This is a genomic window from Planococcus sp. 107-1, from assembly GCF_021513255.1.
Classification (GTDB): domain Bacteria; phylum Bacillota; class Bacilli; order Bacillales_A; family Planococcaceae; genus Planococcus.
In genome coordinates this window covers 2,703,880-2,716,213 of the sequence record NZ_CP090977.1, presented here as the reverse complement: position 1 = coordinate 2,716,213, position 12,334 = coordinate 2,703,880, and the positions used below count along the sequence as shown (strand labels likewise).

The following is a 12,334-nucleotide window of genomic DNA, read 5'->3' as shown; positions in this document are numbered from 1 at the left end:
GAAAGAGAGGAAATAACATGAATATTTTCTTTGTTTGTACGGGGAATACCTGCAGAAGCCCGATGGCGGAAGCAATTTTAAAAGCGAAGGAATTGCCGGATGTGAAAGTTCGTTCAGCCGGCATCTTTGCTGGAGAATCTCCCTTGTCATCCCATGCCCAAACGGTTTTAGATGATCAAGGGATCGATTTTACCCATACTTCCAAACAGTTGCTGCCTGGCGACATGGAATGGGCGACATTGATCTTGACGATGACCGAATCGCACCGGAAATTCTTGCTGCAGAATTTTCCGGAATACGCAACAAAAATCTATACATTAAAAGAATTCGCGAATGGTTCTACAGCGGACGTCAGTGATCCATACGGCGGCTCTTTAGCCACTTATCAGTCGACGTTTAATGAATTGCACGGATTGATCAACCAGGTAGCCGAAAAATTGAATGATGAAATAGAGTGATAACATACAAGCCTATGCAGGTTTGTATGTTTTTTCATATAATGATGTTAAAATAAAGTGAACCATCGCTAAGGGCGCGTTAATCAACAAAGCCCTTAGTGAAGCGAAAGTAAGTGGAATGCAATTCTGGATTTCACTTTATCTGAAAAGAAAAGAGGGTTTTTAATGAAAATTGCAATCTCATCAGATCACGGCGGAAATAATCTTCGTAAAGAAATTGTCAACTTATTAAACGAACTTGGCATGGAATATCAAGATTTTGGACCGCATACAGATGATTCGGTCGATTATCCGGATTATGCAACACCGGTTGCGGAAAAAGTGGCTAGCGGAGAATTTGACCGCGGCATTCTAATTTGCGGAACAGGAATCGGCATGTCGATTGCCGCAAACAAAGTAAAAGGCATTCGCTGCGCGCTTGTACATGATGTGTTCAGTGCGAAAGCGACGAGAGGACATAATGATTCAAACGTTCTGGCGATGGGCGAACGTGTCATCGGCCCAGGACTTGCGCGTGAAATTGCAGAAACTTGGCTGACTGAAGAATTCGAAGGCGGACGCCATCAAAAACGCGTTCAAAAAATCTCGGATTTAGAAAAATAATAAACTGAAGGAGTGGCTGGCATGCAACCCTTATGGCAATTACAGCTTGAAGAAGCTTTAAGTGAATTGGAGCAGGAAATTCAATTTAAAAATGGCCAGATATTTGTCGTCGGCTGCTCGACTTCAGAAGTGGTAGGCAAACGGATCGGAACGTCAGGTGGCCTTGATATAGCCGAAAGTTTGTTTGAACCTCTGCAGAATTTTGCAGACCGCCACCGCATTTTCCTGGCTTTTCAAGGATGCGAGCATATCAATCGGGCATTGACGCTCGAGCGGGAAGCTGCAGAAAAATACGGGTGGGAGCCTGTGTCGGTAGTGCCGGTGCCAAAAGCGGGAGGTTCGATGAGTGCATTCGCTTATTCGAATTTAAAAGATCCGGTGGTCGTGGAAGAAGTGCAGGCGCATGCCGGAATCGACATCGGCCAGACAATGATTGGCATGCATTTAAAAAGAGTAGCCGTTCCTGTGCGAACTTCTGTTAAACTAGTAGGAGAAGCGATTGTCTCAGCTGCAACCACTCGGCCGAAATTGATCGGGGGGGAACGCGCTAGGTATGATCGTGAGCTTGTTCAACTACAGGAGGGATTAACAGATGGAATTGATTAAGACGCAGGACCAGGCAGTTTATGAAGCAATGCAAGCGGAAAAGGAACGTCAGGAATCGAATATCGAACTTATCGCATCTGAAAACTTTGTATCACAAGCAGTAATGGACGCTCAAGGCTCTGTACTTACGAATAAGTATGCCGAAGGCTACCCAGGCAAGCGCTATTATGGCGGCTGCGAATATGTAGATATCGTAGAAAACATTGCTCGTGATCGCCTGAAAGAAATTTTCGGCGCAGACCATGCAAACGTACAGCCACATTCTGGATCACAAGCCAATATGGCAGTTTATACAGCGGTTCTTGAAAAAGGCGACACGATTTTAGGGATGAACTTGAACCATGGCGGACATTTAACACATGGCAGTAAAGTGAATTTCAGTGGGATGCAGTACAATTTCGTCGAGTATGGAGTAACAGAAGACAATCAATTGATCGATTATGAAACGGTTCGACAGGCCGCTCTTGAGCACAAACCGAAAATGATCGTTGCTGGAACAAGTGCTTATTCACGCCAACTGGACTTTGCTAAATTCCGTGAAATCGCGGATGAAGTAGGCGCCTATTTGATGGTGGATATGGCGCATATTGCGGGACTTGTTGCAGTCGGAGCCCATCCGAACCCGGTTCCTCATGCCCATTTCGTTACATCAACAACGCATAAAACCTTGCGCGGACCTCGCGGCGGATTGATCCTTTGCAAAGAGGAATTCGCAAAGAAAATCGATAAAACGATTTTCCCGGGAATCCAAGGCGGACCGTTGATGCACGTCATTGCTGCAAAAGCGGTAGCATTCGGTGAAGCGCAACAGCCGGAATTCAAAACTTATATTGAACAAGTAGTGAAGAATGCAAATGCGTTAGCTGAAGGATTGATCGCTGAAGGCGTGGATATCGTTTCTGGGGGAACAGACAATCATTTGATGCTGATTGACCTTCGTTCGTTAGGTCTAACTGGAAAAGTAGCGGAGCACGTGTTGGATGAAGTCGGCATCACGACTAATAAAAACACGATTCCATATGATCCGGAAAGCCCGTTTGTCACGTCAGGCATCCGTTTAGGAACGCCGGCAGTTACTTCTCGCGGCTTTAAAGAACCTGAAATGAAGGAAATTGCATCCATTATTGCATCCTTGCTAAAAAATCCTGAAGATGAAAATGCGAAAAAAGAAGCTGCTGAGCGCACTGCGAAACTTACAGCTAGTTTTCCATTATACAAATAAGGGAATACAGCTGCCAAAGAGGGATTAAGGCAGCTGTATTTTTTCCCCGATTTTTGAAGAATAGCAACTAGATTTTTGGTATAAAACTGGTAATTTCATTAATAATGTTACTTATTTCTAATTTCTTCAGAAACCAGCAATACATAGAATACATTAACTAAGGGAAGCTAGGTGAACCGCGTATGCCGACTCACGAAATACATGAAGAGAAACAAGTGATCATAAACTGGCTGCGGCGTTTGGGAATGGAATTCCAGACAGGTTTTATTGTGCTGAATCCAGAAGTGAAAGACCATCCGATCATCTATGCCAACCAATCTTTTTTAGAGATGAGCGGCTACGAAGAAGAGGAAGTTTTAGGGCAGAATGGCAGGTTCATGCATGGCCTTAAAACAGATAAGCAGGTTGGGCAGGAAATCAGGAAATGCATGGAATCAAAAAAAGCAGGGATTTTTGAAATCGTCAATTATCGGAAAGACGGACTTCCTTTCTGGAATGAAATCACGATCCAGCCAATCGTCATGCATGAAACGGGCTTTACGTTCACGATCATGCTGCAGCGCGATATCTCTGATCGGAAACGGGCAGAGGCACTGATCAATTTGCAGCAGCAAATCTACAACGATATAGGCAAAGGCTATCTACTAAGCTTTTTGCTTCAAAAAGCGTGTGATACAGTGGAATCTTTCTTCAAAGATGATACGAAATGCACCGTGCTTTTTGTCAATGATGCCGGTTATTTTCAAGTAGGTGCCGGAAAATCAATGCCGAGTGAATTTCATGAAAAAGTCGAGAAAATCCAGTCTTCTCCGTTAACCGGTACGTGCGGAGCCGCTTTCCATACAAATAAAACGGTCATTGTTGAAGACATGAAGGTAAGTCCGCTCTGGAATGGCCTTCAATATTTAGTGGAGGAACACCATTTAACTTCAAGTTGGTCTGTGCCCATCAATGATGCAGACGGCCGGGCAATCGGTACGTTCGGAATCTATTTCGCAGATAAGGCATTGCCGACTGAAGAGGACATTGCCTTCATGGAGCAGGTCGGCTCTATTGTGTCGTTAACCGTAAGGTATTCTCAGCAACAGGAAGAAATCCTGCGCTTAGCATACACCGACAAAGAGACCGCCTTGCCAAACCGGAATTATTTTATCAATGAATTGAAAGAATTGCTGGATGAAAAGAAAGAAGGATTTGTTGCTTTCGTTTCAGCAGATGAATACATCAAAGTAGTCGATCAGTACGGCCATACGGCAGGAGATGCGCTGATCAGGGAAATCGGCAAACGATTTTTGAGAGCGGGCATGTCTGCAAATAATGTCATTGCGCGCTTTTCCGATTCGACCATTGCTTTAGTAAATTTAAATCCGTTAGGGGATGTACCGGCGTATTTAGAAAAGTTATCGCAATGTGTGATCGAACCGATCAGTGTACAAGACATGGAATTATTTTTAACGTTAAAAATGGGCGTCGCGCTTATTACGCCAAAACAGCAGGATGAGAAAGAACTGATCCGCTATGCAGACAGTGCGCTGTCAAAAGCGAAATTGCGCGCGGAGAATCCATCTGTTATTTTGAAAATGAGCACGATGATTTCATGATGAGGGATTTGCGGATTGCCAATGAATTATCGGCAGCGTTACGACGCGAAGAAATCGATGTCCATCTCCAACCGAAAGTGGACTTGAGATCAGGCAAAATCATCAGCTTTGAAGCTTTGGCCCGGTGGAATTCTCCGGAGCTAGGCAATATTGCGCCGGATGTATTCATTCCGGCAGCGGAGAAGAACGGGAAAATCCGACTGCTGGAGCAAGTCGTTTTAAAACGCGTGCTGACATGGTTAAGGAAACGCAAAGAAATCGGACTTGAATTGCGCCAAGTCGCCATCAATGTCTCGGCTGATCATTTCTTCCACCATTCGTTCATACCGCATCTGGTTGATAAAATGGCTGAATACGGCATTGAACATAAATGGATTCAGCTTGAAATCACCGAACGCATCGGCTTCGTTGACATTGAAACCGCTCATCAAGTGTTTAAAAAATTAAATCGCTACGGATTCACCAGTTCTGTAGATGATTTCGGGACAGGCTATTCTTCGCTTAGTTATTTGCAGAAACTTCCGGTCAGTGAAATCAAAATCGACCGTTCTTTCATTTCCACTATGCATGAACAAGGGACGCTCGCGATTGTCAGAACCATCATTCAACTAGCTGAAAACTTGAATATGACAGCAGTTGCGGAAGGCATTGAAACCGATCAGCAAAGACGCGTGTTGGTATCGCTCGGCTGCCGGGTAGGGCAAGGGTATTTCTACTACCGTCCGATGTCGCTCGAAGAAGCCAACCTTTTATAAAAAAGCCGGAGTTTTTAACTTCGGTTTTTTGTTTTTTCCATTTTTCTTTTGCGGAAAACTCCAATTAACTGAAAAGTTGCAATGCTATCTACAGCCCCAAGCGGCCTAAATTTTCTGTTATACTATTTAAGATAAAGTTTGAAAAGGAGAGATGTGCCGTGGGAAAAGTACATGTATTTGATCATCCGTTGATCCAGCATAAAGTGACTTATATCCGTGATAAATCTACAGGAACGAAAGAATTCCGCGAATTGGTAGACGAAATTGCTACATTGATGGCTTTTGAAATTACGAGAGATCTGCCGTTGGAGGATATTGAAGTTGAAACGCCTGTTCAATTGACAACTTCAAAAGTGCTTTCTGGCAAGAAATTAGGCATCGTGCCGATTCTCCGCGCCGGTCTTGGCATGGTAGATGGTATTTTGAAAGTAATGCCAGCTGCTAAAGTCGGCCATATCGGTTTATACCGTGATCCGGAAACTTTGCAACCGGTGGAATACTACTTTAAAATGCCTTCTGATGTTCAAGAACGTGAATTGATTGTCGTTGACCCGATGCTTGCTACAGGAGGGTCTGCAATCGAAGCAGTAGATTCACTTAAAAAACGTGGGGCTGTTAAAATTCGTTTCATGTGCATCATCGCAGCTCCAGAAGGTGTAGAAGCTTTGCAAAAAGCGCATCCGGATGTGGATATTTACATCGCGGCACTTGATGAAAAATTGAATGACCACGGTTACATCGTTCCAGGACTCGGAGACGCCGGAGACAGATTGTTCGGCACGAAGTAAATAGAAAAGCGGAAGCGCCTGGTCAGCTCTGACAGACATAAGATGATTCGGCGAAGCGGCGTTTTTCAGCCGCACAGCCGAAGCAGCTTATGTCCCGAAGAGCTAGGCGCTGGAGTCTGGACAAGAGAAAAGCGGAAGCGCCCGTTTAACCCCGACAAGCGCTGGAGGCCTTGCCGGTAATGGCGGTATTTGCCATTGCAGGAAAGGGCGAAGCGACTCGAGGGGTTGGGCGCTGGAGTCTGGACAGTAGAAAAGCGGAAGCGCCCGTTTAGCCTTATGCAGTTGGAATTTGGACACGAAAAAGCGATAAGTCAGGTAAGCGATTGCCGGAAACAAAGGTGATCACTTTCTCACTCAAATAATATGAAAACGAGGTTGATTAGTTTGACGAAAAAGTGGAAAGTAATGACGATCTTTGGCACGCGCCCGGAAGCAATCAAGATGGCGCCTCTAGTGCTCGAGCTTCAAAAGCATCCGGAAACAATCGAGCCGATTGTGACGGTAACAGCTCAGCATAGACAGATGCTCGATCAAGTGCTTGAGACATTTCAGATTACGCCGGATTACGATTTGAATATTATGAAAGACCGCCAATCATTGAGCGACGTTACGACACGTGCTCTGCTTGGCTTAGACGAAGTCATGAAAAAAGCACAGCCGGACATCGTCTTGGTCCATGGCGATACAACGACAACTTTTGTTGCCAGTTTAGCAGCGTTTTACAATCAGATTGCCATCGGCCATGTAGAAGCGGGTCTGCGTACGCACAATAAATACTCGCCGTATCCGGAAGAGATGAACCGTCAATTGACGGGCGTAATGGCTGATATCCACTTTTCGCCGACTGAAAAATCTGCGCAAAACTTGCGTGATGAAAACAAAAAAGAAGAAACCATCTACATTACGGGCAATACAGCGATCGATGCATTGAAAACGACGGTGCGCGAAACTTATAGCCATCCGATCCTTGAACAGATCGGCGATGACCGGATGATCTTGTTGACAGCTCACCGACGCGAAAACCTTGGAGAGCCGATGCGCAATATGTTCCGTGCGATTAAACGGTTGATTCAAGAACACGATGACGTCCAAGTGGTTTATCCCGTGCATATGAACCCGGCTGTCCGGGAAGTGGCAGATGAAGTTTTAGGACGCGATCCACGGATCCATTTAATCGAACCGCTTGAAGTTCTGGATTTCCATAACTTCGCAGCACGTTCATTCATCATCTTGACGGATTCTGGCGGCGTCCAGGAAGAAGCGCCATCACTCGGCAAGCCGGTACTGGTACTTCGCGATACGACGGAACGCCCTGAAGGAATCGATGCAGGAACGTTGAAACTTGCAGGTACAGAAGAAGAAACCATCTATTCAATGGCAAAAGAATTATTGACAGATGAAAACGCATATAAAGAAATGTCGCATGCTTCAAACCCTTATGGGGACGGGGAAGCTTCCCGCCGAATCGTTGAAGCGCTGCACACGTATTTTTCTGAGAAATAAATAGCGGAATTGTTGAGAGGACATGTTCGACACGAATTTGTCAAGAATATGTCGAAGCGTAGTTGCTTGTGAAGTTTTTCACTTCTAGTAATTGACATGATTTTACCCCTATTGTATGCTTACAAAGGGTATGCATGAGAAGGTTTTCTTACATATAGATGTTGTTCCGAAAGCCTGATGCGACTGCTCTTTTATAGGGGTAAAATGTCAAATCAAACGAAACTCGAGGGGTTTATCATGCGCCCAACAAAAAGTCCCTTACAAGCGATGGCACTTTACAGTGCTATCCTCTCACAACTTGTCGGGTCCGTGCTCATCGGTACGTTCACAGGTATGTGGCTCGATGAACAATTCGGAACCGCCCCCGCTTTTCTTAATCATCTGCTTGCTCACGGGCATGTTTGCCGGTGTGTGGGCAATGCTGCAGACCGTCCGAAAATTCGAATCAGGAGACAAATGAAAAATGGATGGACTTAGGGAGATATATACAAGACTAAAAAGAATGATTTATTTCATCCTGGCGGCTTTCGTTATTGGTTGGGGGTTTACCCCTTATCAAGAGGTGTTCGCCGGTCTGTTAATCGGAACTTTGTTCGGCATTTATAATATGTGGATCCTGGTTCGCCGGATGGAAAAATTCGACCGGGCGGTGGCAGAAGGCTCGAAGGTTCGTTCGCTTGGAACGGCATTACGGTTTGCATCGGGTGTAGCTGCTGTGGCGATGGCATTATTATTCGCAGAGCATATTCACTTGGTCAGTACAGTAATCGGGTTGATGATCCCTTATGTTCTGCTCTTGGCAGAACGGATTGTTTATCATGTGAAACACCATTAAGAAAGTGGAAAGAGAGGTGAAACTATCGTGGGTCATGAAGCTCCTATGCTTAAAGTGTTCGGGATCTGGTTTAACTTGTCGAACGTTATGATGCTCATCGTAGCCGCTGTTATCGTATTTCTAATTGCCTTCATTTCTACTCGGAATTTAAAGCTTAAGCCAACCGGCATGCAAAATTTCATGGAATGGGTTATGGATTTCGTAAAAGGGCTTATCAAGAGCAACATGGACTGGAAAGACGGCGGACGATTCCATGTTCTTGGAATTACGCTGATCATGTTCATTTTCGTTTCGAATATGTTAGGTCTTCCGTTCTCGATCATTGTCTATGGCGAACTGTGGTGGAAATCCCCGACAGCTGATCCAACAGTGACAATGACATTGGCCGCCATGGTCATCATTTTGAGCCATTACTACGGCATCAAACTCAAGGGGTTGGGAGAATACGGTGCAGGTTATTTAAAACCGATGCCATTCTTGTTCCCGTTGAAAATCATTGAGGAGTTCGCAAATACGTTGACACTTGGTCTGCGTCTTTACGGTAATATCTATGCAGGTGAAATCTTGCTTGGATTATTAGCGGGACTCGGCGGAGCTGGCGTTGTCGGCTTTGCAACAGCTATCGTTCCGATGATGGCTTGGCAAGGATTCTCGATCTTTATCGGAGCAATCCAAGCATTTATTTTCGTTATGTTGACGATGGTTTATTTATCGCATAAAGTTGCCGACGACCATTGAGTATAAACTGTTCAAAATGAGCAGAAAAAAACAACTATCCTGAGGAGGACAAATTACAATGACAGGTTCATTAGGTTTATTAGCAGCAGCAATCGCAGTAGGTTTAGCAGCACTAGGCGCAGGTATTGGTAACGGTCTTATCGTTTCAAAAACAGTTGAAGGTATCGCTCGCCAGCCAGAAGCACGTGGCGTTCTTCAAACAACTATGTTCATCGGGGTTGCATTGGTTGAGGCATTGCCGATCATCGCTGTAGTTATCGCGTTCATCGTTATGAACCAATAGTATCGAGAAAAGCGGAAACGGCCGTTCAGCTCTGTAAGACTTAAGATGAACTTCCGAAGCGGCGCTTTTTGCCGCACAGGAAGGGCAGCTTAAGGCCGAGGAGTTGGCCGTTGGAGTCTGGACATCGAAATCTGGACAATAACAAAGGTAAATGGCGGGAATGCTTCGGCAGGTTTTTCGCCATTTATGTTTGTATGGCCCATTTCAATTTTGAATAACCATCTTACATTAAAGATCTTATAATAGAAGAAACTGAATTTTAGGCTCTTGAAGGGAGTGAAACAATCGTGTTTTTTGATCACCTCGTACTCGGTGCATCCGGGGAGTTTTTGAACGTCGGAGATATCATCGCTACACTAGCAGTTTTCATTATTTTGATGCTGTTATTGAAAAAGTTCGCATGGGGTCCTTTGATGGGAATCATGCAGCAGCGTGAAGAATTGATCGCTAGTGAAATCGTAACGGCTGAAAACAGCCGCCAGGAATCACAAAAAATGCTTGAAGAACAGCGCAGCTTATTGAAAGAAGCGCGTACGCAAGCACAAGAAATCGTTGAGAATGCTAAAAAACAAGGCGAAGTTTCGCGTCAGGACATTATCTCGACTGCGCGTGCTGAAGCTGGCCGCATGAAAGATGCAGCTGTACAAGAAATTGCGAACGAAAGAGAAAAAGCGATTTCTGCAGTACGCGAAGAAGTTGTGGCATTGTCATTGCTTGCAGCATCTAGAGTGTTGGAAAAAGAAATCTCTGAAGAAGACAACCGCCAGTTGATTAACGAAACGATTGCGAAGGCAGGCGAAGTGCAATGAGCCAAGTCTCAGAACGCTACGCATTAGCTTTATTCCAAATCGCTCAAAAACATGAAGTGGTTGATAAGGTAGAAATGGATTTGCGTGAAGTGAAGAAAGTCTTTGAACTGACTCCTGAGCTTTACAATCTGATTGTTTCTCCAAAATTGTCAGCTGAAAAAAGAACGAACCTGATCAATGAAGTGTTCAATGGCGTAAACGTTTACGTGATGAACACACTTCAATTGATGGCTGAACGCAAACGTTTAAACGACGTCAGCGGCTTGGCTACAGAGTTCATTAACTTATCAAACGAAGCACAAGGAATCGAAGATGCAAAAGTCTATTCAATCCGTCCGTTGACGGAAGAAGAACGTGCATCGATTTCTTCCACTTTCGCTAAAAAAATCGGTAAGCAATCTTTGCGCATCGAAAACATTATTGATCCAACCCTAATCGGTGGATTGCGTCTTCAAATCGGAAACCGCATTTATGACAGCAGCATCAGTTCAAAACTGGGCCGTTTGCAGCGTCAGTTGATCGGTTAATTCAGGAAATTATGAGAGGGTGAAATACATGAGCATCAAAGCTGAAGAAATCAGTGTCTTGATCAAACAGCAGATTGAAAATTATCAATCTGAGATGAAAGTTGACGACGTCGGTACAGTAATCACGATTGGTGATGGTATCGCACGCGCTCATGGCCTCGACAACATCATGGCTGGAGAACTTGTTGAGTTCTCTACTGGTGTTCTAGGTATGGCACAAAACTTGGAAGCCAACAACGTTGGTATCATTATCCTTGGGCCTTACACAGACATCAAAGAAGGCGATGAAGTACGTCGAACTGGCCGTATTATGGAAGTACCAGTAGGACAAGAACTAATCGGACGTGTAGTAAATCCGCTTGGTCAACCAGTTGATGGTCTTGGACCGATTAACACAACTAAAACTCGCCCGATCGAAAGCCCTGCACAAGGGGTTATGGCCCGTAAATCGGTTCATGAACCACTTCAAACAGGTATCAAAGCGATCGATGCTCTAGTGCCAATCGGCCGTGGACAGCGTGAATTGATCATCGGTGACCGCCAGACAGGTAAAACTTCTGTAGCGATCGATACAATTTTGAACCAAGCTGACCAAGACATGATTTGTATCTATGTAGCAATCGGACAAAAAGAATCTACTGTACGTAACGTAGTAGAAACTTTGCGTAAAAACGGCGCTTTGGATTACACAATCGTCGTGACTGCATCTGCATCTCAACCAGCTCCATTATTGTACTTGGCTCCTTATGCAGGTATCTCTATGGCGGAAGAGTTCATGTTCGATGGCAAACACGTTTTGATCGTATATGATGATTTGACTAAACAAGCTTCAGCTTACCGCGAATTGTCGCTATTGCTACGTCGTCCTCCAGGCCGCGAAGCATATCCAGGGGATGTTTTCTACTTGCACTCCCGTTTACTAGAACGCGCTGCAAAATTGAACGAAACATTAGGTGCTGGTTCGATTACAGCTCTTCCATTCGTTGAAACGCAAGCGGGCGATATTTCTGCTTATATTCCAACAAACGTAATTTCGATCACTGATGGACAAATCTTCCTTCAATCAGATCTATTCTTCTCGGGTGTACGTCCGGCGATCAACGCGGTCTTTCTGTATCACGTGTTGGTGGTTCAGCTCAGATCAAAGCGATGAAGAAGGTTGCAGGTACATTGCGCCTTGACTTGGCTGCATACCGTGAGCTAGAGTCGTTCTCTCAATTCGGTTCAGACCTTGATGCAGCAACTGCAGCAAAACTTGAGCGTGGGAAACGTACAGTTGAAGTATTGAAACAAGATTTGAACAATCCAATCAAAGTTGAAAAACAAGTTGTCATCTTCTATGCATTGACTCGTGGATTCCTTGATGATATTCCAGTTCAAGATATTCAACGTTTTGAAGCTGAATTGACAAGCTGGCTGGATTCTAACCACACAGAAGTTTTAGAAACTATCCGCACTACGCAAGGTTTGCCTTCTGACGAAGCATTTGGCGCAGCAATCAACGAATTCAAACGCACATTCGCAAAATCAGAATAAGAGAAACTCCACATTCAGCAGTAACTTAGGGAACTGCTGAATGGAAGAGGCTCTAACAGACTTTCGTTCG

13 protein-coding genes and 2 pseudogenes are annotated in these 12,334 nt (G+C 44.7%); all 15 read left to right on the top strand.

The features are described from left to right. Positions 1-17 precede the first annotated feature (17 nt). The 15 genes and pseudogenes from L0M13_RS14030 (at position 18) to atpA (ending at position 12,264) form a co-directional block, all read left to right on the top strand. Positions 18-458, top strand: coding sequence for a low molecular weight protein arginine phosphatase (locus L0M13_RS14030; protein WP_235197088.1), 441 nt, complete (start codon positions 18-20; stop codon positions 456-458). Between the two features lie 165 nt (positions 459-623). Beyond that, a complete protein-coding gene (gene rpiB / locus L0M13_RS14025; protein ID WP_235197087.1) occupies positions 624-1,061 on the top strand; it encodes a ribose 5-phosphate isomerase B in 438 nt (145 codons plus the stop codon). A gap of 21 nt (positions 1,062-1,082) precedes the next feature. Further along, positions 1,083-1,667, top strand: a complete 585-nt coding sequence (locus L0M13_RS14020) for a TIGR01440 family protein (protein ID WP_235197086.1) — start codon at positions 1,083-1,085, stop codon at positions 1,665-1,667. Continuing rightward, entirely contained in the window at positions 1,654-2,889 is a 1,236-nt protein-coding gene (gene glyA, locus L0M13_RS14015; protein WP_235197085.1) for a serine hydroxymethyltransferase, read from the top strand. Before L0M13_RS14020 ends, glyA begins: the two co-directional genes overlap by 14 nt. Positions 2,890-3,071: 182 nt before the next feature. Further along, positions 3,072-4,490 carry a GGDEF domain-containing protein gene (locus L0M13_RS14010; RefSeq protein ID WP_235197084.1) on the top strand — a complete coding sequence of 473 codons (1,419 nt, stop codon included), beginning with the start codon at positions 3,072-3,074 and terminating at the stop codon, positions 4,488-4,490. After that, positions 4,487-5,245 (top strand): EAL domain-containing protein, encoded by a 759-nt coding sequence (locus L0M13_RS14005; protein WP_235197083.1) that lies wholly within the window; start codon positions 4,487-4,489, stop codon positions 5,243-5,245. The genes L0M13_RS14010 and L0M13_RS14005 overlap by 4 nt, the downstream gene beginning before the upstream one ends. A 158-nt stretch (positions 5,246-5,403) precedes the next feature. Continuing rightward, positions 5,404-6,033: a uracil phosphoribosyltransferase gene (gene upp, locus L0M13_RS14000; RefSeq protein WP_235197082.1), complete on the top strand. Its 630-nt coding sequence runs from the start codon at positions 5,404-5,406 to the stop codon at positions 6,031-6,033. Positions 6,034-6,417: 384 nt separating this feature from the next. Next, the gene (gene wecB, locus L0M13_RS13995) at positions 6,418-7,536 is read left to right on the top strand and encodes a non-hydrolyzing UDP-N-acetylglucosamine 2-epimerase (protein WP_285835939.1); all 1,119 of its coding nucleotides are present in this window, start codon (positions 6,418-6,420) and stop codon (positions 7,534-7,536) included. A 237-nt stretch (positions 7,537-7,773) separates the two neighbouring features. Then, a pseudogene (locus L0M13_RS13990) lies at positions 7,774-7,996 on the top strand (AtpZ/AtpI family protein). Between the two features lie 3 nt (positions 7,997-7,999). Then, the gene (locus L0M13_RS13985) at positions 8,000-8,371 is read left to right on the top strand and encodes an ATP synthase subunit I (protein WP_235197080.1); all 372 of its coding nucleotides are present in this window, start codon (positions 8,000-8,002) and stop codon (positions 8,369-8,371) included. 27 nt (positions 8,372-8,398) lie between these two features. After that, positions 8,399-9,109: a F0F1 ATP synthase subunit A gene (gene atpB / locus L0M13_RS13980; protein WP_235197079.1), complete on the top strand. Its 711-nt coding sequence runs from the start codon at positions 8,399-8,401 to the stop codon at positions 9,107-9,109. A gap of 58 nt (positions 9,110-9,167) precedes the next feature. After that, complete coding sequence (gene atpE, locus L0M13_RS13975; protein WP_006829234.1) at positions 9,168-9,392, top strand: F0F1 ATP synthase subunit C; 225 nt, start codon at positions 9,168-9,170, stop codon at positions 9,390-9,392. Between the two features lie 287 nt (positions 9,393-9,679). After that, the gene (atpF, locus tag L0M13_RS13970; protein ID WP_235197078.1) at positions 9,680-10,201 is read left to right on the top strand and encodes a F0F1 ATP synthase subunit B; all 522 of its coding nucleotides are present in this window, start codon (positions 9,680-9,682) and stop codon (positions 10,199-10,201) included. Next, positions 10,198-10,728, top strand: a complete 531-nt coding sequence (locus L0M13_RS13965) for a F0F1 ATP synthase subunit delta (protein WP_235197077.1) — start codon at positions 10,198-10,200, stop codon at positions 10,726-10,728. The genes atpF and L0M13_RS13965 overlap by 4 nt, the downstream gene beginning before the upstream one ends. 28 nt (positions 10,729-10,756) lie before the next feature. Beyond that, positions 10,757-12,264 (top strand): annotated as a pseudogene (gene atpA, locus L0M13_RS13960) (F0F1 ATP synthase subunit alpha). The last annotated feature ends 70 nt before the right edge of the window (positions 12,265-12,334 follow it).

What these genes read in the sequence shown, in the direction of transcription:
- L0M13_RS13965 (WP_235197077.1), top strand. Translation starts at nt 10,198, where the DNA reads ATGAGCCAAGTCTCAGAACGCTACGCATTAGCTTTATTCCAAATCGCT.
- L0M13_RS14020 (WP_235197086.1), top strand. Translation starts at nt 1,083, where the DNA reads ATGCAACCCTTATGGCAATTACAGCTTGAAGAAGCTTTAAGTGAATTG.
- L0M13_RS13985 (WP_235197080.1), top strand. Translation starts at nt 8,000, where the DNA reads ATGGATGGACTTAGGGAGATATATACAAGACTAAAAAGAATGATTTAT.
- L0M13_RS14010 (WP_235197084.1), top strand. Translation starts at nt 3,072, where the DNA reads ATGCCGACTCACGAAATACATGAAGAGAAACAAGTGATCATAAACTGG.
- glyA (WP_235197085.1), top strand. Translation starts at nt 1,654, where the DNA reads ATGGAATTGATTAAGACGCAGGACCAGGCAGTTTATGAAGCAATGCAA.
- rpiB (WP_235197087.1), top strand. Translation starts at nt 624, where the DNA reads ATGAAAATTGCAATCTCATCAGATCACGGCGGAAATAATCTTCGTAAA.
- L0M13_RS14005 (WP_235197083.1), top strand. Translation starts at nt 4,487, where the DNA reads ATGATGAGGGATTTGCGGATTGCCAATGAATTATCGGCAGCGTTACGA.
- L0M13_RS14030 (WP_235197088.1), top strand. Translation starts at nt 18, where the DNA reads ATGAATATTTTCTTTGTTTGTACGGGGAATACCTGCAGAAGCCCGATG.
- atpE (WP_006829234.1), top strand. Translation starts at nt 9,168, where the DNA reads ATGACAGGTTCATTAGGTTTATTAGCAGCAGCAATCGCAGTAGGTTTA.